The sequence below is a fragment of the Actinomycetota bacterium genome (assembly GCA_014360645.1).
GTDB lineage: Bacteria > Actinomycetota > Geothermincolia > Geothermincolales > RBG-13-55-18 > Solincola_B.
In genome coordinates this window covers 285,228-306,699 of record JACIXD010000001.1, presented here as the reverse complement: position 1 = coordinate 306,699, position 21,472 = coordinate 285,228, and the positions used below count along the sequence as shown (strand labels likewise).

The following is a 21,472-nucleotide window of genomic DNA, read 5'->3' as shown; positions in this document are numbered from 1 at the left end:
GCGCCAAAGGTTACTTGGGGTCACCCCTTTCTATGAACGCCCGACAAAGGCTGCGAACCCCGACTTGCCCTCAACCGGAGGTCGCCCTGGTCAGCTTCTTGACCCCTTTTGCATGAATAACTGGCGGTGGCATTAACTCCTGATGGCGACCGCGACCTCCGGCTTCCCTCAACCACAAGGTTATCCGAGGTCACTCCAAAATGAACGCCCGTGGATCCATGCCCGCAGCGGCCCTACCGGCATGAGAGCTCGTTCTCCTGTGCGCAAGGAATGATGTCGGCGAACGTGCTTCCGGGCGCGGCGGGAGATCGCGCTCGCGGGGCCGTCAGCCGGAGCGCCAGCGGAGCAGGCGCAGGTACTCGGCCAGGATCTCCGCAGCGGCGCTGGTCCCGATGCGGTTGGCGCCCGCCTCCACCATCTCCACCACCTGGGCCAGGCGCCGTATGCCGCCGCTCGCCTTGACGCCGAAGCCCGGCCCCACCGTCTCCCGCAGGAGGGCCACGTCCTCCGCCCGCGCTCCCCCGGGGCCGAACCCCGTGGAGGTCTTCACGAAATCCGCGCCCGCCTCCACGGCGATGAGGGCGCCCCTGCGCATATCCTCAGGGCCGAGGTAGCAGGTCTCCAGGATGACCTTGACCACGATATGTCCCTCGCCCTTCGCGGAATCATAACGCCGCGCAAGCCGCACCACCTCGCGGATGTCCTCGCTGACCCTCTGATAGCGGCGCGAGCGCAGGGCGGAGATGTTCACCACCATGTCCAGCTCCCTGGCCCCGTGCTGCAGCGCGAACACCGCCTCCGCCTTCTTGGCGTCGGTGGAGGCATAGCCGAAGGGGAAGCCTATGGGCGCCCCGGGGCTGGTCGGGCTCCCCTCCAGCTCCACCCGGGCCATGGGCAGGTAATAGAGGGGCACGAAGGCGCACCTGAAAGCGGCGTCCGCCGCCTCGCGCAGGAACTCCAGGTAGTGGCGCTCCTCCGCCTCCGGCCTCAGCATGGTGGCGTCGATGAAATAAGCCAGGCTCCCCGCGTCCGGGAAGATGTGTAGGACCTCGTCCCTGACCGCTTCTTCCTCCGCCATCACCCACCTCGCCGCCGGTCCGTCATATCAACGCCATCCCGATGAGGAGATAGACCGCCAGCCCCAGGATGTCCATGAGGGTGGCCAGGAAGGGCTCGGAGGCCTTCGCGGGGTCCCCCCGCAGGGCCTTGAGCAGCAGAGGCAGGACGCTTCCCACCAGGGCAGCGAAGAGGACGGTGCAGGCCATGGCGATCCCCACCACCATCCCCAGGCGGGCGCTGTCTCCCACCGAGCGGGCGAACAAGGAGATCAGCGTCCCGCTGGCCGCGGCTATCCCCAGACCGATGAGCAGCTCGTTGAGGGCGCTCGCCGCGAACCTCCTCCCGCCCTCTCCCCCTCCGAGCACCTCCACGGTCATGCGGGTGGCGCTCTGCAGGGACACCGTGCTTCCCATGGACAGGATGGCGGGGATGAAGAAGACCAGCGCGATGTGCGCCCGCATGGTGGCGGAGTACGCCCTCAGGAGCCCCCCCGCCACCAGCAGCTCCAGGGCCAGGGCGATGATCACCCAGGGAAGCCTGCCGATGACCGCCGCCAGGAAGGGGTTGCGCTCCCTCCCCTCCTCCGCCTCCCAGGTCCCCGCCAGGCTGTAGATGTCCTCCTTGGCCTCCTCCTCGATGACGTCCATGACGTCGTCCACGGTGACGATCCCCAGCATCCTCCCCTCCCCATCCACCACGGGGACCGCCAGCAGATCGTAGCGGTCGATGAGGGCGGCCACCTTCTCCTGGTCCTCCTCGGGGCCCACGGTGATGAGGTTACGGTGCATGATCTCCGCCACCGGGGTCTCGGGATCGGCGATGATGAGCTCGCGCAGGGAGTTGACGCCGCTGAGGCGTCCTTCCATATCCTGGTAATATACGTAGTAGACCATCTCGATGTTCTCGGGAACCTCGCGCAGACTGTCCAGCACCTCGCCCACGGTAAGCGTATCGCTGAGGCGCATGGCCTCGGGGGTCATGAGCCCGCCGGCGGTCTCCTCGCCGTGGGCCATGAGGCGCCGGAGCTGGCCCGCCTTGTCCGGGCTCATGCCGGAGAGCAGTGCCTCGGCGGTCCCGGGGGGAAGGTCCGCCAGGAGGTCCACCGCGTCGTCGGGGGGCATTTCGGCGATGATGCGGGTGGCCAGGCCCCTGGCGAGGCCTTGCAGCACCTCCACCTGTCCCTCCTCGGACATCTCGGGCAGGGCCTCCGAGGACTCCTCCACGTCCCAGGCCCGGAAGATGCGCAGACGGTCCTCGTAGGGGAGGCTCTCCAGCACCTCCGCGGCGTCGGCGGGCTGCAGGCCGTCCAGCAGGGCAAGGGCGGCCGCCATCTTCCCCTGGGAGAGGAGATCGCCCAAGCTCTCGCCCAGCACCCTGTTCCTGTCTTCCATGAGCAACCCCCGCTCGTCCGCGCCCCTGCCCTCAGTATCCCAGCCTTCGCACCATCTGCGGCCTTTTCGCCCAGTCCTTCTCCACCGCCACCTTGAGCTGAAGGAACACCTTTTCTCCCAGCAGCGGCTCGATCTCCGCGCGCGCCCGGCTGCCGATGTCCTTGAGCATGCGGCCTCCCTTTCCGATGATGATGCCCTTCTGCGACTCGCGTTCCACGTAGATGACCGCCTCGATATATACCAGGTCCCTGTCCTCCCGGCGCTCCATCTCCTCCACCACCACCGCCACGCTGTGGGGTACCTCCTCCCGCGTGAGCTGCAGCACCTTCTCGCGTATGAGCTCCGCCACGATGAAGTTGACGGGCTGGTCGGTGACCATGTCCTCGGGGTAATATTTCGGGCCCTCGGGGAGAAGCTCCACGATGCGCTCTATGAGCGCGTGCACGTTCTCTCCCGTCTTCGCCGAGAGGGGGATGATGTCCGTGAATTCCCCCAGTTTCGAGGCCACCGCGAGCTGCGCCTCCACCTGATCCCGGGTAAGGCGGTCGATCTTGTTCAGCGCCGCCACCACCGGCGTCTCCAGCTCCTCCAGCTCCCCGGCGATAAAGAGGTCTCCCCTGCCGATGGTCTGGGTGCCGTCGAGGATGAAGACCACCGCGTCCACCTCCTCGAGGGTCTCCCGCACCGCCTTGTTGAGCCTCTCTCCCAGGGCGTTCTTCGGCTTGTGAAAGCCCGGGGTGTCCACGAAGACGATCTGTGCGTCCTCGCGCGTGAGCACGCAGCGGATCTTGTTCCGCGTGGTCTGGGGCTTCTCCGAGATGATGGCCAGCTTGCGGTGCATGAGGTTGTTGAGCAGCGTAGACTTTCCCACGTTCGGACGGCCTACCAGGCCGACGAAACCGGACCGGTACGGGCTTCCCTCCTCCAAGCAACCCCCTTCCCTCGCCCGGCGCCTGAGCTCCCAGGCCCGGGGTCCTGTCCTCTCGCGGCCCTCGCTCGGGCGCGGTGCGAGATCGATGACTTCTTTCGATAATACCGCATCCGAGCCCTCCCCGCGGCGCTGCCCCTGTAGCTATATCTGGGAGAACCTTCGCATCTGGATGTTGGTGAGCAGCCCCACGCAAGCCAGGCTGACGATGAGGTTGTTGCCGCCGTAGCTGATGAAGGGCAGCGGGATCCCGGTGATGGGCATGATGCCCATGGTCATGCCGATGTTCACCACCATCTGGAAAGCGAACATGCTGACGATGCCGAAGGCGATCATGGTGCCGTAGAAGTCACGCGAGTTGCTGGCGATGCGCACCGCCCGCCACATGAAGAGGCAGAACACCCCCACGAGGAGCAGGGCTCCCAGCATGCCCAGCTCCTCCCCGACCACCGCGAAGATAAAATCCGTGTGGTGGGCGGGGATGAAGTTGAGGTTGGTCTGGGTCCCCTGCATCAGCCCTTTCCCCACCAGCTGTCCCGACCCTATGGCTATCTTGGACTGCAGGAGGTGGTAGCCCGCCTCCTGGATATTGGAGCCCTGGCGCAGGAAGGCCACGAAGCGCTCCACCTGGTAGGGCTTGAAGACCTGGAAGACGAACCCGAAGACGAAACCCATGACCCCCGCACCCACCAGGCCCAGCCAGTAGCGCATGCGGCATCCCACCAGAAAGAGCATGCCCAGCAGGATGGCGGCGAGGACCAGGGTGGTGCCCAGGTCGGGCTGGAGGAAGATCAGGAGCATGTAAGGCACGGCCCAGGCCACGGGGATGATGAAGCTGCGGAAGGAATCCGGATCCGCCTTGTTGTCCGAGAAAAAGTTGGCCAGCACCAGCACCAGCACCAGCTTGCAGTACTCCGAGGGCTGGAAGTTGATGAACCCCAGCGAGATCCAGCGCGAGGATCCCATGACCCTCTCGGTGAGCAGCACGGCCATGAGCAGCACCAGGAAGAAGCCGTATACGAAGGGGCTGGCGACCTTGAGGCGGCGGTAATCGAAACTCATGAGCACCCCCATGAGCACCAGCCCGATGAGCAGGTTCACCGCCGTGCGCAACACGTAGTAGGTGGGGTTGCCGGGAATATCGTCGCGGGTGGCGCTGTACTGGATGAGCATGCCGAAACCCACCAGGAAAAAGGTGACGGCGAGCAGGGTCCAGTCTACGTGACGGAGGGGCAGGCCGCTCAGGCGGCGGGCGACCTCGTCCGTCTGCCTCCTCTCCGTCACCTTGGGGGCGAGAACCCTTCCCAGCCTCTGCGGCATGCCTTCCTCCCCCCTAGTCTCCCACCGGCCCGACCTGTCCCTGGCCCGGCTCGATGCCGTAGATGTATTCCAGGATGCGGCGCGCCACCGGGGCGGCCATGGCGCCCCCGAACCCGCCCTCCTCGATCATCACCACCACCACGTACTGGGGATCGTTGGCGGGGGCGTAGCATGCGAACCAGGCGCAGGGCTGCTTCCCCTGCACCTCCGCCGTGCCCGTCTTGCCCGCCACCGGCACCGCCTGGAGCGGAAAACCCTGGAAAGCCCCCGCCGCGGTGCCCTCCCCCGAGGTGACGCCCGCGAGGGCGGAGCGGATCACCGCCAGCTTGTCCCTGTCCACGTGCACGCCCAGGACGTTGTCGGCGCTGGTGATGTCGCCGATCATCTGGGGCTGGTTGACCTCCACCGTCTCTCCCTGCCAGGTGATGATCTCCTTGCCCACGTGGGGACGGTAGAAGGGACCGCCGTTGGCGATGGCCGCGTACACGTTGGCGAGCTGCAGGGGAGTCACCAGGACGTCTCCCTGTCCCACCGCCAGGTTGACGGTGTCCCCGGGATACCAGCGCTGGTAGTCCGGGTTGCCCTGGTTGAACTCCCACTTCCACTGCGGCGTGGGCACCCGTCCCTCGAACTCGTTGGGCAGGTCCACGCCGGTCTTGGACCCTAGCCCGGCCAGCCTGGCGTAGTCCTGCAGCTTCGTCACCCATCCCTCCCGCTCGCGGTTCTCGTATATGGAATAGCCGAGGTCGTAGAAGACCACGTCGCACGACTCCACGATGGCGTGGATGAAGTCGACGGCCCCGTGCTTCCCCCAGCAGGTCTTGGGGAACTGCGCGAACTCGCCCCGGTTGAAGACGTGGTTGCAATAGAAGGGCGAATATGCCGTCACCCCCAGGTCCTGCAGCGCCGCCATGGCCGTGATCACCTTGAAGGTGGAGCCGGGAGGGTACTGCCCCACGATGGCGCGGTTGTTGAGGGGATAGTTGTTGGCGGGGTCGTTGAGGATCGCCCACTCCTTCTCGTCGATGCCCCCCACGAAGTTCTCCAGGTTGAAGGTGGGCTCGCTGGCCATGGCAAGGATCTCGCCGTTGCGCGGGTCGAGGACCACCGCCGCCCCCGCGGGGGCGGAGTAATTCCTGCCCCGCTCGCGGTCGAAGTAGGTGCGCGCCTTCTCCATGCCCTCGCGCAGGGCGGCCTCCACCGCTTTCTGCAGCTCCTTGTCCAGGGTGAGGATGACCGTCTTCCCGGGCTGGCGCTCCTCCTCCCCCAGCACGCGCAGGGGGTTTCCCGAGGCGTCCACCTCCACGATACGCTTGCCGTCGATGCCGCGCAGGGTGTCCTCGTAATAGGCCTCCACGCCCGAGGTGCCCACGATATCCCCCGCCTTGTATCCCTTATCCCTGAGCACCTGGAGCTGCTCCTTGCTGATCTCGCCCAGGTAGCCGAGCACGTGCGCGGCCAAGGTCTCCTCGCCCTCGTAGTATTCGCGCACCGGCATCTCGTCCGCCTCCACCCAGGGGAAGTCCACCTGCCTCTCCGCGATGAAGAAGTACACCTCCGGGTCCACGTCCTTCTTGATGAGCACCGGCTTGTGGGGCTGTACCTCGTTCCCCTGCAGCTTCCCGAGGATCTCTTCCGGCTCCATGTCCAGCAGCGCCGCCAGGCGTGCCACCTCCCCTTCCTTGTCCTCGAGCTTCTCGAACTCCGTGGGGAGCACGAAGATGGAAAGGGCCTGGCGGTTGATGACCATCTCCCGGTTGTTGCGGTCGAGGATGTTGCCACGGTTGGCCTCCAGGGGAACCTCGCGGATGCGGTTCCCCTCGGCCATCACTTTGTAATGCTCTCCCTGCACCACCTGCAGGAACCACAGCCGCACCACCAGCACCGCCACCAGCGCCCCCAGGAACATGATGAAGAGGGTGAAGCGGTGTACCATCGCTCCCTGCTGCTGCGGATTGGCGGGCATGGTCTTTCTGCCTCCCTCCCGGCGATCACTGGAACATGAGGGACCTCTCCTCGCCCAGGGCGAAACGCCCGATCACCGGATAGACGGCCAGGGTGATCAGGGCGTTGTAGAGGGCGAGGCCGGCGATGATCCCGAAGCTGAAAGGCGGGCGGTCCTCCAAGCCCACCATGGCCCAGGTGGCGAACTTCACCAGCTCGTGGAGGAAGGAGGCGAAGAACACGATGACCATGGGCCAGGCCACGGACTTGGAGATGATGCGCTGGCGGAGCTCGCCGCCGAAATAACCGATGACGGTCTTGGCAAAGGCGCCGACGCCGAGCACCGCGGTGGAGAATACGTCCTCCAGCAGCCCGCCCCAGAAACCGAACAACGCCCCCTGTCCCGGGCCCTCGAAAAGAGCCCAGCACACCGTGACCACCAGGAGCACGTCCGGCCTCACCGTCCCGATGGCGATCTCCGGCGCCACGGTGAGCTGCACCAGCAGCGCCAGAACCAGCACCACGAAGAAGATCAACCGTCGGTGCACGACATCCTCACTCTCCCCTTGCCGCCTCGAGGGGCTCGGTACGCGGCAGCGGCGAGACCACCACCATCACCCGGTTCAGGCGGGTAAGCCTGGCGCGGGGCTCGATGATGATCCCTACGGAGAGGTCCGCCCTGCGCTCGCTGATCTCGGTTATGGTTCCGACGGGGAGCCCCGCCGGACAGGTTCCCCCCAGCCCGGAGGTGACCACCAGGTCCCCCGTCCTCACCTCCGCGTCCTGGTTGAGCAGCTCCAGCCGCACCCCGCTCCTGCCCTCTCCCCGCAGCACTCCCAGCTCGCCGTTGGTCTGCAGCATGGCGCCCACGGAGCTCTTCTCGTCGGTGATCAACTGCACCACCGACGCCTCGGAGGTGCAGAGGATTATCCTCCCCGCCAGGCTGCCGTCCTCGCTCAGGACGGCCATGTATTCCCGCAGGCCGTCGGAATAGCCCGCCCCTATCTGGATGGTCTGCTCCCAGATGTCCGGGTTGGCCCCGATGACGTCCACCACCAGGAACTCGAACTCGGGGTTGTTCTCCTTTACCGTGATCATGCTCCTGAGCTCCCGGTTCTCGAGCCTCAGGGCCTCCAGTTCGTCCACCCTCTCCTGCAGGTCCCGGACCTCTTCCCGCAGGCGGTCGCGCTCCCCCCTGGCCCTCCCCATGTCCAACACGAAGGATATGCCGTCCTTCACCGGGCTCAGCACCTTGCTCATGCCCTTCTGCAGGGGGGAGACGATGTCCAGGGAGAGGCGCTGCAGGCGGTGGAAGATGCCGTCTCCGCTCTCCCGGGAATAGACGGTGACCAGGAGGACACAGATGACGACGAGGGTGATCACCAGCGCGCGCTGCCTGCGGTTATGTCTCTCGATCATGATCGTCCGGCCCCGGTTCAATGCCGGGACGAGGAGATCAACACCTTTTTCATGATCTCGAACTCCTCGAGGCACTTCCCGGACCCCAGGGCCACGTCGGACAGCGGCGAGCCGGTGACCTCCACCGGCATGGCCGTCTCGTGGCGCAGCCTCTCGTCGAGTCCGGTCAGCAGGGCCCCTCCTCCCGTCAGCATTATCCCCCGGTCCATGATGTCGGAGGCCAGCTCGGGGGGCGTCTTGTCCAGGGTGGTCTTCACCGCTTCCACGATGGCGGCGATGGGCTCTTCGATGGCCTCTCTTATCTCCTCCGCCATCACCACGATGGTCTTTGGCAGGCCGGTCACCAGGTCCCTACCCCTTATCTCCGCGTTGACCTCGTCGTCCACGGGGAAGGCCGACCCGATCTGGATCTTGAGCTCTTCCGCAGTCCTCTCACCGATCATGAGGTTGTATTCGCGCTTTATGTAATTGATGACCGCCTCGTCCAGCTCGTCGCCACCGATACGCACGGACTCGCTGGTGACGATCCCCCCCAGGGAGATCACCGCCACCTCGGTGGTGCCGCCCCCGATGTCCACCACCATGTTGCCCGTGGGCTCGTGGATGGGAAGGCCGGCCCCGATGGCGGCCGCCATGGGCTCCTCTATGATATAGGCGGCCCGGGCTCCCGCCTGGATGCAGGCCTCCTCCACCGCTCGCTGCTCCACCCCCGTGGTGCCCGAAGGCACGCATACCACCACGCGCGGCCGAGCGAACAGCCTCCTCTTGTGGACCTTCTGGATGAAATAGCGCAGCATCTTCTCGGTGACGTCGAAGTCGGCGATCACCCCGTCCTTGAGGGGCCTCACGGCCACGATATGGCCGGGGGTGCGCCCGATCATGCGCTTGGCCTCAGCCCCCACCGCGAGGATGGCCCCGTTGGAGGTGTTGATGGCCACCACCGAGGGCTCGTTGAGTACTATGCCCTTCCCGCGCACGTAAACGAGGGTGTTGGCCGTCCCCAGGTCTATGGCCATGTCCCTTCCCAGCATCTCCCACGAGGAGAACATGCGCTTCACCCTTCCGTCACATTAGTTGACGGCCCGAAGGCCGCCTTCAGCGTACGGGAATATTCTATCATACACCAGGTGGCAAGCCCGTCGGCGGCCGCGGGCCTCCTTTCCGTCCCGGCGCGGACTCCGCTGCCGCCCGAAGCAAGACCTTCCCGCCCACGGCATGGACGACCCGGCGTGCCGGGAGGTTCCGCCGCCGGCCGCCAAGGGATTCAGAGATCGGGGAAAAAGATGCCTATCTCGCGCGCCGCGCTCTCCGGGCCGTCGGACCCGTGCACGATGTTCTCGGTTATCTCCACCGCGAAATCCCCCCTGATGGTCCCCGGAGGCGCCTGCTTGGGGTCGGTGGGGCCCATGAGCTTGCGCACCTGGGAGATGGCCGACTCCCCCTCCAGCACCATGGCCACCACCTCTCCGGAGGTGATGAAGGAGAGAAGTTCCGGGTAGAAGGGCTTCTCCACATGCTCCGCGTAGTGGCGCGCCGCCAGCTCCTCGTCCACAACCAGCATGCGCATGGCGGCTATGCGCAGCCCCTGGCGCTCGAATCGCGAGATGACCTCACCCACCAGTCCCCTCCGCACGCCGTCGGGCTTGACCAGCACCAGCGTCCTTTCTATGGACATCCTTACCTCCATCTCCGTTTGCGGGCCCTGGCCTCGAGGGCCGGATCCTTTCACCTTGCCGGTCCCCGGTCATCCGTGCCTCAAGACCCGGGATATGAGGCCTGACCTTCTCCTTACTTCATGCCCCCCTGTTCCTTCTCTTCCTTTTCCCGTTCCTTTCCCCTATTCCTCATCAAGTCTTCATCCCCTATTCAGGCTTCATCCCCATAGCGGTCCTTGCCTCGCCCACGGTGTAGAGCGACCCCGTCACGCATACCAGGTCGCTCACCGCGGCCAGGGTGCGCGCGAGCCTGACCGCCTCCCCCACCGATTCCACCACCACGCAGTCCTTCCCGAGCTCCTTCACCATCTCGGCGAGGCGGTGCGCAGGCGTCGCCCGCTCGTCGGCGCTCTGGGTTACCACCACGGTATCGGCCAGGGGAAGCAGCAGCTCCAGCATGGCGCGGGCGTCCTTGTCCGCGAGGATGCCCACCACCAGGATACAGCGCTCGTAGTCGAGGTCGTTGGCCAGGACGTGCGCCAGGCGGGCGGCCCCGTCGGGATTGTGGGCTCCATCCAGGAGCACCAGGGGATCGCGCGACACCACTTCCAGGCGCCCGGGCGACTTCACCCGCCGCAGCCCCGCCTCCACCTCGGTGGAGGAGAGGGCGGCCAGGGTGCCCGCATAGCATTCGCAGGTCGCAACAGCGCAGGCGGCGTTTACCGCCTGGTGGTCGCCCAGCAGGGGCAGGAAGAGCTCGGGGTACTCGCGCAGCAGACCCCTGATGCCCACCGCCTGCCCGATCTTCCCCGTGTCCACGCCGTAGGTGAGGTTGTAGAGAAGGGAGAAGTCGCGGCCGAAGAGCTTGAGGTTGCTCCTCTTCTCCTCACAGGTGCCGGCGATGATCTCCAGCGCCCCGGGGTCCCCCACCGCGGAGATCACGTAGCTGTCCTCCTTGATGATCCCCGCCTTCTCCCAAGCGATCTTCTCCAGCGTGTCTCCCAGCTCCGCCACGTGGTCCAAGGCCACGCCGGTGATCACCTGCAGCCTCGAGTCCACCAGGTTGGTGGCGTCCCACCTCCCCCCCAGTCCCACCTCGATGACCCCCACGTCCACCTTGCGCTGGGCGAAATAGAGGAAGGCCATAGCGGTGGTGATCTCGAAGTAGCTCAGCGGGTCTCCCGTCTCGCGGTCCGTCTCCTCCACCAGGGGGATCACCCTCTCCAGGGTGGAGGCGAAATCGCGCTCGGTTATGGGTCTACCGTCCACGCATATGCGCTCGGTGACGCTCTGCATGTGCGGCGAGGTGTAGCGCGCCACCCTCCTCCCCCCCACCTCGAGGATGGAGGCGACCATGCGCGCCACGGAGGTCTTGCCGTTGGTGCCGGTGATGTGGATGGAGGGGAAGGAGAGCTGCGGGTCTCCCAGCTTGGCGAGGAGCACGCGGATGCGGTCGAGGCTCGGCTTGATGCCGTGCATGGCCGACTTCGCCAGGTACTCCTCCGCCGCCGCAAAATCCATTTCTCCCCCTACGGGATCAGGCCTTCGGCCTTGAATATATTGCTATATATTTCCATAGCCCTATCCACGCCCCGTGATCCTTGCCGCCGTCGATGATCAAGGGTCACAGACCCGATCCCTCGATGATCTTCAGCTGTTCGCGCAGCTTCTCCACCTTGAGCCGGGCGTCGGCCAGTCTGCGACGCTCTTTGCGCACCACCTCCGGGGGGGCCTTGGCCAGGAACTGGTCGTTGGAGAGCTTGGCCTGGAAGCGACTCGCCTCCTCCTCCAGCTTCGCGATCTCCCGCCTTATCCTGTCCGCTTCCTCCGAGAAGGCCCCGCCCGCCAGGGGCAGGAACACCTCCACCCCCGCCGCAATCCCCCGCGCGTAGGAGGCGGGGTCCTCCACCGCCTCCACGATCTTCAGGGAGGAGAGGCGGGCTTGGGAGGTAAGATATTCCATGTGCCCCTCCAGCAGCGCGCGCTTCCCCGCCTCCAGGGGCACGACCAAGGCCGCGGTGCGCGCGTGGGGGCGCAGTCCCATCTCCGAACGCAGGCGGCGCATGCAGGTGATGACCTCGCGCAGTGCGTCCATCTCCTCCTCGGCCGCCCCATCCAGCAGCTCCGGGCGCGGCTCGGGCCAGGGAGCCACCACCAGCGACTCTCCCTCGTGGGGCAGGCGCTGCCAGATCTCCTCGGTGATGAAGGGCATGAAGGGGTGCAGCAGCCGCAGTGCCCGCTCCAGCACCGTCCACAGCACATACTGCGCGGTCCTTCTCCCGACGGGGTCCTCCCCGTAAAGGCGCAGCTTGGAGAGCTCCACGTACCAGTCGCAGAAGTCGCTCCAGAAGAACTCGTAGAGGGCGCGGCAGGCCTCGCTGAAGTTGTAGGCCTCGCAGTAGTCGTCGACGGCGCAGATGAGGCGGTTGAGGTCAGAGAGTATCCAGCGGTCGGCCAGAGTCAGCTCGAGCTGTCCCTCCTCCACCGCCGCGGGGTCGAAGTCCTCCAGGTTCATGAGGGCGAAGCGCGAGGCGTTCCAGATCTTGTTGCAGAAGTGTCGGCTGCCCTCGATCCTCTCCTCGGAGAGGAAGACGTCCCGCCCGGGGACGGCGATGTGCCCCAGGGTGAAGCGCAGGGCGTCGGCGCCGTACCGCTCGATGACCTCCAGGGGGTCGATGACGTTGCCCGAGGACTTGCTCATCTTCTTCCCCGACTCGTCGCGGATGAGGGCGGTGACGAAGACGTCCCGGAAGGGCACGTCCCCCATGAAGTGGATGCCCAGGAACATCATGCGCGCCACCCAGAAGAAGATGATGTCGAAAGCGGTCACCAGCACCGAGGTGGGATAGAAGTAGGACAGCTCAGGTGCGTCGTCGGGCCAGCCCAGGGTGGAGAAGGGCCAAAGCCCGGAGGAGAACCAGGTGTCCAGCACGTCGGGGTCCTGCTCCAGCTCTCCCCCGCAGGGGCACCGCTCGGGGTCCTCGCGGGAGACCACGACCTCGCCGCATTCCCGGCAGTACCAGGCGGGGATACGATGCCCGAACCAGAGCTGGCGCGAGATGCACCAGTCGCGGATGTTGTACATCCAGTCGAAATAGATCTTCTCCCAGCGCGCGGGGATGAAGCGAGTGCGGCCCTCCTCCACCGCCCGGATGGCCGGCTCCGCCAGCTCCTTCATGGCCACGAACCACTGCCTGGAGAGGTAGGGCTCGATGACCGTGTGGCAGCGGTAGCAGTGCCCCACGGCGTGGAGGTGGGTTTCCACTTTCTGGATGTAATGCATCTTCTCCAGGTCGCGCACCACCGCGTTGCGCGCCTCGTAGCGGTCCAGGCCCGCGTAGGGGCCTCCGTTCTCGTTCACCACCGCCTCGGGGGTGAAGATGTTGATCTCCTCCAGGCCGTGCCGGCGCCCCATCTCGAAGTCGTTGGGGTCGTGGGCGGGGGTCACCTTCACCGCCCCGGTGCCGAACTCGGGGTCCACGTACTCGTCGGCGATGATGGGCAGTTCCCTCCCCAGCAGGGGGAGTAACGCCGTCTTCCCCACCAGGTGGCGGTAGCGGTGATCGCGGGGGTTCACCGCCACCGCGGTGTCGCCGAGCATGGTCTCGGGGCGGGTGGTGGCGACGTGGAAGAAGTCCTCGGAGTCCTTGACGTCGTAGCGGATATACCACAGCTTGCCCTCCAGGTCCTCGTGCTCCACCTCTATGTCGGAGATGGCGGTGAGGCAGCGCGGGCACCAGTTGACGATGTAGTACCCCTGATAGATGAGGCCCTCCTCGTAGAGGCGCACGAAGACCTCGCGCACCGCCCGCGAGCAGCCCTCGTCCATGGTGAAGCGCTCCCGCTGCCAGTCGCAGGAGCACCCCATGCGCTTGAGCTGCCTGATGATGGTGCCCCCGTACTTCTCCACCCACTGCCACACCCGCTCCAGGAAGGCCTCACGCCCGATCTCCCAGCGGGTGGTGCCCTCCTCGGCCAGGTTGCGCTCCACCACCGCCTGGGTGGCGATGGCCGCGTGGTCGGTGCCCGGCAGCCATAGGGTCTCGTAGCCCTGCATGCGCCTGCGGCGCACGATGAAGTCCTGCAGGGAGTTGTTGAGGGCGTGCCCCAGGTGCAGGGACCCGGTGACGTTGGGCGGGGGGATGACGATGGTGAAGGGCTCCCTGCCCGGGTTCACCTCGGCATGGAAGTAGCCCCTCTCCTCCCAGAAAGCGTACCATTTCTCCTCCACCGCGGCCGGGTCGTAGGCCTTCGCCATTCCGCCTTCGGGCGCCGCGGATCCTTTCCCGCCCGGACCTCTTTCCACGTGTCCCTCTCCCGGTCTTCCTGAGATGCTGCGAACGCTATATCTCAATGCATGCTAAAAAGCGGCCCCGCCTTTGTCAAACCTGCGAGGCGAGCCCGGCACAGAAGTAATTACATAATTATATATTGAAGCCGCCCTTTGTCATCACCGACGGCGGGAACAGAATCAGGCGTGAGAGGACTCTCGCAAGCGATGGAGGGAGGAGGGGCGATGGCGGACGGCAGCATTATTATGCTGGGTTCCATTGTTCTCCTCGCCTGGCTGAGGGCCTTGAGATACCGGATAAAGGCCAGGTTGGCCCCTTGATGGTGACATCGGGTTAGGATATCCTCTTCGCAACGGCATATCCTGTACATAGCGGAAGGGGTCTCGTTTGGGCCTGGCGGCGCTGATCGTCTTTCTCTCCTCCCTGTTGGTGGGGATCCTCTCCCTGGTGGTGCTGGCCTGGTCGGCGCTGGGCGTGTGGCGTACCGTCCGTTACGGCTATAAGGACTTCCGGGCCTGGTCGGAGTTCTTCCGCGGGTACCTGGAGGACCTCCAGGCGGTCTCGGGAGCGATGCAAGAACGGGCGCGCTCCATCTCCTCCCACGCGGCCGCGGTCAGGGAGGGCGTGGACGATATCCAGGACACCCTGGAGGAGCTGCGCGACCACCCCCTGCTACGCGCCTCCCGCTTCGCCGCCCGCTTCCGCCGGCAGGCCTTCAGGGCATGAAAGCCTGCGCGGGCCGGGTGCCCCGGCGGCGAGGCCTTGACCTACCCCGCCGCCTCAAGGCGTATATCCCACCGAGTCGTGGGCCCAGGTGTCGCCGTTCCCGTACATGGCGCGCTCGCAGATGACGTCCCCTCCCTCGCTCACCACCTTGGTGGAGACGTTCCAGTCCGTGACCAGCTCCCCGAGGTTGAAGGAGTGGCGGGAGTTGCCGGGTATCTCGAAGTCCTGGGGCCCGTCCACCTTGCCGCCGGAGGTCATGAAGGTGAGGTCCACCTTCACCGGGCCGTCGTTGGGGTTCTGCACCAGCACCCAGGTCTTCATGCCCCCCTCGGTGCAGCCCTCGGCGAGGTACCAGACGGGGGCGGGCGCGGTCACCCCGATGGAGTCGTGGGCCCAGGTGTCGCCGTTCCCGTACATGGCGCGCTCGCAGATGACGTCCCCTCCCTCGCTCACCACCTTGGTGGAGACGTTCCAGTCCGTGACCAGCTCCCCGAGGTTGAAGGAGTGGCGGGAGTTGCCGGGTATCTCGAAGTCCTGGGGCCCGTCCACCTTGCCGCCGGAGGTCATGAATATGAGGTCCACCTTCACCGGGCCGTCGTTGGGGTTCTGCACCAGCACCCAGGTCTTCATGCCCCCCTCGGTGCAGCCCTCGGCGAGGTACCAGACGTTCGCCGCCTTCCAACCGATGGCGAAGGGGGAGAGGGAGGTGACCTCGCCGGTGATGCGGTCCTGCGCGGTATCCACGCTCCTGGTCACGTCGACCCACTCGCCGCCCTCCCGGTGCAGCATGCGCAGGCTCTTCTCCGGCACGGTGAGGGCGGCCTCGTCGTACGGGAGGGTGACCAGGATGGTGCCGGTGTAGGTGGCGGTGGTGGTGATGTCGTAGCAGCTTCCTCCCAGGATATGGTAGTTTGCCACGCTGGGGTCGGGCTGGGGCGTGGCGGTGGTGTTGCCGCCCCCGCTAACCCCGGAGAAGGCGGCTTCCACCCCGCCCCCCAGGTCCACCTCCACGTCCGAGCCCGCGGGGGTGTTGCCCCCGCTCCCGCCGGAGGTCACGGTGAAGCCTCCGACCAGGGTGGCTTCCTTGTTTTGGGAGTTCTTGACCACCACGTCCCAGGCTCCCGTGGCCGCTCCTGAGGGGATGGGCAGGTTGCAGGTTATCCTGGTGGGGCTCTGCGCCGTGACCCCGGTAGCGGTGATGTCGGGCTGGCCCGTCCTCTTGAGCTTCACCGTGAGGGTGCCGTAGAAGCCCGATCCCACGAGGTCGGTCACCGCCACGCTGCTCCCCTGCGCCCCGCTGTTGGGGGTGATGGAGGTCACGGTGGGAGGCGGGTTGCCGAACACGGTGAAGGCCACCCCGTTGGAGGTCCCCCAATCGGTGATCACCTTGACGTCAACCGTGCCCGTCGCGCCCGCCGGCACCTTGGCCCTGATAAGCGTGGCCGACCAGGAGGTGTACTCGGTGGCCTGCACGCCCCCGAAAGAGACGTAGGAGTCCCAGCGGGAGGCGCCGAAGGCGGTGCCGGTGATGGTCACCTCCGTGCCCGTATGTCCGTTCGAGGGTGAGAGGGAAGCTATGGCGGGCGCGGCCGAGTTGATGGCAAAAGCCCCTGGCTTGGTCACTTCCTGGTTATCCTGGTTCCTGAGCAGCATGTCGTAGGTGCCCGGCTTGCGGTTGGCGATGAGATTAAGATCGCAGGTGATGGTGGTGTCGCTTTGCACCGCGATATTGGTGGCCCAGATGGCGTTCTGGCCCGGGTCGGACCCCAGGATCGCGATAAACGGAGATCCCCAAAAGCCGGTTCCAGATATGGTGACCGTGACGGTGGTACCGAGCACGCCCCAGTCCGGGGTGACGCTGTCGATGGTCGGCGCCGGCAGGCCCCCGGTGACCATGAAGCACCCGGCCTTGGTCCCGCTCTGGCCGTCGGGGTTCACCACCGTGACGTCCCAGGGCCCCGAGTAAGCGTCTGGGGGTATGTCGAATGTGCATTTTATCTTGGTGCCGCTGTAGACGACGACGCTTTTGGCCGAGATATCCGGCTGGCCGCTCCTTGTGAGCTTGACAGTTGGTTTGACGGCGGGTGTGTACCAGAAACCGGTGCCGGCCAGGTCGCTGATGTTCACGGCGGTCCCCCTGGCCCCGTAGCTGGGCGTTATGGAAGCGATGGTGGGAGGCGGCGGGGGGTTCTCCACGATCCTGAAACCCCAAAAAGTGTTCTCGTAATCGTCGGGGCTTGGATCCTTGACATACACTTCCCAGAAATCCAGTGTGGCGCCCTCCGGCAGGTGGAACCTGCAGCTGATGTGGTAGAGGTCGTGCACCACGACATCGGCGGCGTCGATGGTCGTCTCTCCGAGCTTCAACTTCACGTCAGGTTTCTCCCCCACCTTTTCCCAAAAACCGTAGCCATTGATGTCGACGTCGTAGGTATTCCCCCGCATGCCCCAATCGGGGGTGATGCTCTTGATCTTGGGAAGGGGGTAGATGATCGCGAAGTCCGACAGCGAGGTGACCCGGCCGGAAATCACATTGTTCTCCGTGTCCACGCCGGTGGTGACGTCCTCCCATCCGCCGCCGGTCTTGTGCAGCAGGCGGTACCCTTCCTCGTCAAACCCGTAATCGTCACCATAGGACAACCTGACCTCGGCCGTCCCCGAAAAGGACGCGCTGGTGGAGATGTCATACCATCTCACGGGTAAGTGGTAGTCGAACTCCTCGCCGGTGGGTTCTTCTGTCGGCGACTTGATGGTGTTCCCGGCCGCGGTCACGCTGGAGAAGGTGATGGAATCCCCGCCCCCCAGGCCCACGGTGATATCGCTGCCCTCCCGGGTGTTGGCCTGCACCAGGCGCAGGACGGTCCCCTTCGTCCCCACCGCCCAGGCGTGGGTGGGGTCCACGACGTAGACGCTCTTCAGGTGCTCGCCGGTGGGGACGTACATGCGGGTCCAGCTCTCGCCGCCATCGGTGGTCTTGATGATGGCTCCGTACGAGCCCACGGCGAAGGCCATGACGGGGCTCAGGGCGCAGATGTCCTTGAGGCCATCGACGCCGTCCGGCGCTGTGTAAACCTCCCAGTTGTCCCCTCCATCCGCGGTCCTTATGATCTTGTTTCCCCCCACCGCCCAGGCGTTGTTGGAGTCCAGCGTCCAGCAGCCCCTGAGCTCCTGGGTGCCCAGGCCATCGGGGGTCATGAAGTTCCAGCTGGAGCCGTCCCAGTGCGCGATCCATCCTTTGAAGGAGATGCTGCCCACCGCCCAGATGTTGTTCGAGTCGGTGGACTCGACATCGTAGCAGCTCCCCGCGTTTCCGTACACTTGGCTCCAGTCCGCGCCCCCGTTGAAGGTCTCCCTGATGAAACAGCCCCCACCACCATAGAAGTTGCCGGCGGCCCAGGCATGCAAGGAGCTGGTGGCTTCCAGGTCCGCCTGGTTGGGCTGGCTGTAAGCATATACCCAGCTGCCGCCGCCGTCGGTGGTGATGGCCACGTCCTCTTCCCGGTTATGCACGCTGCCCACCCAGACCGTCTGCGCGTCCACCACCGATATATGCTCCGTCCAGCCGAAGCCCGCGGCAAGATCGATGATCTGCCAGTTATCTCCATAGTCGGTGGTCTTGATGACCTTGCCCGGGGTATTGTCGATGACCGCGTATGCCGTGCTCGTGCCGGCGGCCTCGATCTGCTCCACATCCAGGGCGGATATGCCGGCCGGAGCGCAGGGCTCCCAGACCTCGCCGGGCACGGTGACATCACCGTAGAAGCCTTTCCCGGCCCCGATGGCCGCCGCCCCTCCGGGAGAGGGGGCCGCCGCCGCGAAGGGCACGGTCATCATAAGCAGCCCCATGGCCAGGACGAACGCGGGCACGCCAAAGCGCCTTGTTGCTCTTGATCTTTTCATTTCCCCCCCAAAAATCCCTAGCCCTGAGAACATCCCGGCGCATGGGTGCCACGAGCCCTTAGGGCTGCTGCCGGCTTTCCCTTATCGGTGGATATGCATTTAATATATCAAATATAATATTTGTTTACAACGCGGTCAATAACGCGGTAACGGGGGGCCGCCGGGGGCATGCCGAAGAGGGCTTGCCGTTTGGCTGGAGTCATGGGCAGTCAGGCTCAATGCGACGAGGCGGGCGCACGGAGATCGCCGTTCCTGAGCAGACAGCTCATCGCCACGATGTCATGCAAGGGCTCGCCATGACGCCTGATGGGGAGAGGACGCCACCTGCCAGAGCGGGAATGGTCAGGCGCTCTCCTCGTCCTTGTAGTCGCCGGCCGAGGTCACCAGGGTGGGCTCGATGCCCTTCTCGATAGTGTCCTTGGTCACCACGCAGCGGATGATGTCGTTGCGCGAGGGCAGCTCATACATCACGTCCAGGAGGCACTCCTCCATGATGGCGCGCAAACCCCGCGCCCCGGTGGTGCGCTGCATGGCTTTGCGCGCCACCGCCCGCAGCGCCCCCTCGGTGAAGCGCAGCTCCACCCCGTCGAACTCGAAGAACTTCTTGTACTGCTTCACCAAGGCGTTCTTGGGCTGGGTGAGGATGGAGACCAGGTCCTCCTCGCTCAGTCCGTGGAAGGCGGCGATCACCGGCAGGCGCCCCACGAACTCGGGGATGAGGCCGTACTTGAGCAGGTCCTCGGGCATCACCTGCTCCAGTATCTCCCCGATCTCCTTGTCCTCGCGCCGCTTGACGTCCGCGCCGAAGCCCACTCCCTTCTTGCCGATGCGGTTCTCCACGATGTTCTCCAGCCCCGCGAAGGCGCCTCCGCAGATGAAGAGGATGTTGGTGGTGTCGATCTGGATGAACTCCTGGTGGGGATGCTTGCGCCCTCCCTGGGGCGGCACGCTGGCCACCGTGCCCTCGAGGATCTTGAGCAGCGCCTGCTGCACACCCTCCCCGGAGACGTCGCGGGTGATGGAGGGGTTCTCGGACTTGCGGGCGATCTTGTCCACCTCGTCGATGTAGATGATCCCCGTCTCCGCCCGCTTGACGTCGTAGTCCGCCGCCTGGATGAGCTTGAGGAGGATGTTCTCCACGTCCTCGCCCACGTACCCGGCCTCGGTGAGGGTGGTGGCGTCGGCGATGCAGAAGGGCACGTTGAGCACCCGCGCCAGGGTCTGGGCCAGGAGGGTCTTGCCGCAGCCGGTGGGGCCGATGAGGATGATGTTGCTCTTCTGCAGCTCCACGTCGTCGTCGGAGTAGCTCCCCACCTGGATGCGCTTGTAGTGGTTGTAAACAGCCACCGAGAGGATCTTCTTCGCCTTGTCCTGCCCGATGACGTAATCGTTTAGGAAATTGTAGATCTCCGCCGGCTTGGGGAGCTCCTCCAGGCGCAGCTCCGGGGTCTCGGAGAGCTCCTCCTCGATGATCTCGTTGCACAGGTCTATGCATTCGTCGCAGATATACACCCCGGGACCGGCGATCAGCTTCTTCACCTGCCGCTGGCTCTTGCCGCAGAAGGAACATTTCAGCAGGTCGCCGCCCTCACCGAACTTGGCCATCTATCGCTACCTCCGCTCCATTTCCTCTCCGGGCCCTGCCCAGCTCTCGCCACGCTCCCGTGCCGCCCGGAAAGGCCTTTTGCCCGCCCGTCCCCCTACCTTCCCGGGGAACCTGGTCCCCGCCTCCCGCCCGGGCGGGAGAGCCGACGGGAACAACCAATCCTATCGTCTCTTTTCCCTCGTTCCTTTACTCCCGCCGTCCCCCGCGAGACCGCTCACGGCAATAATATTATCGTCCCGCGGGGACGAACACTTTTGCGCCGCGCGACCGCGACCCCGGCTTTCTCCTCTCCCTGCGGCTCTGGAACCCATGGACATGCCGCCGTTTTTCCCAGCTGCGGTCCCGCCGCGTCCTCTCCATCCCCTCCCGGATCCCCGCGATACGGAAAGCAACCGCGGCGGCCTACACCCTGCCCAAGCCGCGCGCGGTCCCTTACTTGAGCTTGTTCTCCTCCTCGGCCTTGCGCTCGATCACCGCGTCGATGACCCCGTATTCCTTGGCCTCCTGCGCGCTCATGATGAAGTCGCGGTCGGTGTCCGCCCTGATCCGTTCCAGGGGCTGCCCGGTATGCTGCGAGAGGATGTTGTCCAAGAGGTCGCGCAGGCGCAGGATCTCACGCGCGTGGATGTCGATGTCCACCGCCTGGCCGCTCGCCCCGCCCGCGGGCTGGTGCAGCAGCACCCGCGAATGGGGGAGAGCGAAGCGCTTCCCCGGCGCCCCCGCGGCCAGAAGCAGCGCCGCACCCGAGGCCGCTTGCCCGATGCAGATGGTGGAGACGTCGGCCTTCACATACTGCATAGTGTCGTAGATGGCCAGGGTGGAGGTGACGATGCCCCCGGGGCTATTGATATAGAGGTGGATGTCCTTCTCGGGGTCCTCCGACTCCAGGTGCAGGAGCTGCGCCATCACCAGGTTGGCTACGTGGTCGTCGATCTCCGTGCCCAGAAAGATGATGCGGTCCTTGAGCAGACGCGAATAGATGTCGAAGGATCTCTCGCCCCGGTTGGTCTGCTCGATCACTATAGGTATCAGGCTGCTGGTCATCTCCCATCATCCTTTTCTCGGCGCGTCGCGCCGTCGTTCTCCGGCCCTTCCTTCCTTACCGCTCCCCTGCCCGGAGGGCCTTTCGGGCAAAGGCTCCATGATCTCATTATACCCGCTCGAAGAACCCGATCCGCGGCATCTCCTCCGCCGGCCGCGGGCCTTCTCGAGAGGGCATCCTTTCGCGCGGA

Annotated in this window: 15 protein-coding genes; 1 reads left to right on the top strand and 14 read right to left on the bottom strand. The window is 65.5% G+C overall.

Going from position 1 to position 21,472, the window contains the following annotated elements:
• Positions 1-325 precede the first annotated feature (325 nt).
• The 11 genes from deoC to H5T74_01285 all read right to left on the bottom strand — a co-directional run bounded on the left by deoC (position 326) and on the right by H5T74_01285 (position 13,974).
• Complete coding sequence (gene deoC / locus H5T74_01335) at positions 326-1,078, bottom strand: deoxyribose-phosphate aldolase (protein MBC7229018.1); 753 nt, start codon at positions 1,076-1,078, stop codon at positions 326-328.
• 22 nt (positions 1,079-1,100) lie between these two features.
• The gene (gene mgtE / locus H5T74_01330; GenBank protein ID MBC7229017.1) at positions 1,101-2,450 is read right to left on the bottom strand and encodes a magnesium transporter; all 1,350 of its coding nucleotides are present in this window, start codon (positions 2,448-2,450) and stop codon (positions 1,101-1,103) included.
• A 31-nt stretch (positions 2,451-2,481) separates the two neighbouring features.
• Positions 2,482-3,378, bottom strand: coding sequence for a GTPase Era (gene era, locus H5T74_01325; GenBank protein MBC7229016.1), 897 nt, complete (start codon positions 3,376-3,378; stop codon positions 2,482-2,484).
• A 144-nt stretch (positions 3,379-3,522) separates the two neighbouring features.
• A complete protein-coding gene (rodA, locus tag H5T74_01320; protein MBC7229015.1) occupies positions 3,523-4,698 on the bottom strand; it encodes a rod shape-determining protein RodA in 1,176 nt (391 codons plus the stop codon).
• 13 nt (positions 4,699-4,711) lie between these two features.
• Positions 4,712-6,664, bottom strand: coding sequence for a penicillin-binding protein 2 (gene mrdA / locus H5T74_01315; protein MBC7229014.1), 1,953 nt, complete (start codon positions 6,662-6,664; stop codon positions 4,712-4,714).
• Positions 6,665-6,689: 25 nt separating this feature from the next.
• A complete protein-coding gene (gene mreD / locus H5T74_01310) occupies positions 6,690-7,190 on the bottom strand; it encodes a rod shape-determining protein MreD (GenBank protein MBC7229013.1) in 501 nt (166 codons plus the stop codon).
• 7 nt (positions 7,191-7,197) lie between these two features.
• On the bottom strand, positions 7,198-8,061 hold the full coding sequence (gene mreC / locus H5T74_01305; GenBank protein MBC7229012.1) for a rod shape-determining protein MreC: 864 nt from the start codon (positions 8,059-8,061) through the stop codon (positions 7,198-7,200).
• A 17-nt stretch (positions 8,062-8,078) separates the two neighbouring features.
• Positions 8,079-9,092 carry a rod shape-determining protein gene (locus H5T74_01300; protein ID MBC7229011.1) on the bottom strand — a complete coding sequence of 338 codons (1,014 nt, stop codon included), beginning with the start codon at positions 9,090-9,092 and terminating at the stop codon, positions 8,079-8,081.
• A gap of 233 nt (positions 9,093-9,325) precedes the next feature.
• Entirely contained in the window at positions 9,326-9,730 is a 405-nt protein-coding gene (gene ndk, locus H5T74_01295; protein ID MBC7229010.1) for a nucleoside-diphosphate kinase, read from the bottom strand.
• Positions 9,731-9,923: 193 nt separating this feature from the next.
• Entirely contained in the window at positions 9,924-11,237 is a 1,314-nt protein-coding gene (locus H5T74_01290; GenBank protein MBC7229009.1) for a bifunctional folylpolyglutamate synthase/dihydrofolate synthase, read from the bottom strand.
• Between the two features lie 103 nt (positions 11,238-11,340).
• On the bottom strand, positions 11,341-13,974 hold the full coding sequence (locus H5T74_01285) for a valine--tRNA ligase (protein MBC7229008.1): 2,634 nt from the start codon (positions 13,972-13,974) through the stop codon (positions 11,341-11,343).
• A gap of 421 nt (positions 13,975-14,395) precedes the next feature.
• On the opposite strand from H5T74_01285, the gene H5T74_01280 reads away from it, so the two are divergent.
• Positions 14,396-14,734: a hypothetical protein gene (locus H5T74_01280; GenBank protein MBC7229007.1), complete on the top strand. Its 339-nt coding sequence runs from the start codon at positions 14,396-14,398 to the stop codon at positions 14,732-14,734.
• 54 nt (positions 14,735-14,788) lie between these two features.
• Here H5T74_01280 and H5T74_01275 read toward each other — a convergent pair whose 3' ends face one another.
• The 3 genes from H5T74_01275 to clpP all read right to left on the bottom strand — a co-directional run bounded on the left by H5T74_01275 (position 14,789) and on the right by clpP (position 21,284).
• Positions 14,789-18,601, bottom strand: a complete 3,813-nt coding sequence (locus tag H5T74_01275) for an IPT/TIG domain-containing protein (GenBank protein MBC7229006.1) — start codon at positions 18,599-18,601, stop codon at positions 14,789-14,791.
• A 375-nt stretch (positions 18,602-18,976) separates the two neighbouring features.
• Positions 18,977-20,239 (bottom strand): ATP-dependent Clp protease ATP-binding subunit ClpX, encoded by a 1,263-nt coding sequence (clpX, locus tag H5T74_01270; protein MBC7229005.1) that lies wholly within the window; start codon positions 20,237-20,239, stop codon positions 18,977-18,979.
• Positions 20,240-20,672: 433 nt separating this feature from the next.
• The gene (clpP, locus tag H5T74_01265) at positions 20,673-21,284 is read right to left on the bottom strand and encodes an ATP-dependent Clp endopeptidase proteolytic subunit ClpP (protein MBC7229004.1); all 612 of its coding nucleotides are present in this window, start codon (positions 21,282-21,284) and stop codon (positions 20,673-20,675) included.
• Between the last annotated feature and the right edge of the window lie 188 nt (positions 21,285-21,472).

Coding starts and splice junctions, on each gene's coding strand:
- mgtE (MBC7229017.1), bottom strand. CDS start 2,450: ATGGAAGACAGGAACAGGGTGCTGGGCGAGAGCTTGGGCGATCTCCTC.
- mrdA (MBC7229014.1), bottom strand. CDS start 6,664: ATGCCCGCCAATCCGCAGCAGCAGGGAGCGATGGTACACCGCTTCACC.
- rodA (MBC7229015.1), bottom strand. CDS start 4,698: ATGCCGCAGAGGCTGGGAAGGGTTCTCGCCCCCAAGGTGACGGAGAGG.
- H5T74_01290 (MBC7229009.1), bottom strand. CDS start 11,237: ATGGATTTTGCGGCGGCGGAGGAGTACCTGGCGAAGTCGGCCATGCAC.
- mreC (MBC7229012.1), bottom strand. CDS start 8,061: ATGATCGAGAGACATAACCGCAGGCAGCGCGCGCTGGTGATCACCCTC.
- H5T74_01300 (MBC7229011.1), bottom strand. CDS start 9,092: ATGCTGGGAAGGGACATGGCCATAGACCTGGGGACGGCCAACACCCTC.
- clpX (MBC7229005.1), bottom strand. CDS start 20,239: ATGGCCAAGTTCGGTGAGGGCGGCGACCTGCTGAAATGTTCCTTCTGC.
- deoC (MBC7229018.1), bottom strand. CDS start 1,078: ATGGCGGAGGAAGAAGCGGTCAGGGACGAGGTCCTACACATCTTCCCG.
- H5T74_01285 (MBC7229008.1), bottom strand. CDS start 13,974: ATGGCGAAGGCCTACGACCCGGCCGCGGTGGAGGAGAAATGGTACGCT.
- clpP (MBC7229004.1), bottom strand. CDS start 21,284: ATGACCAGCAGCCTGATACCTATAGTGATCGAGCAGACCAACCGGGGC.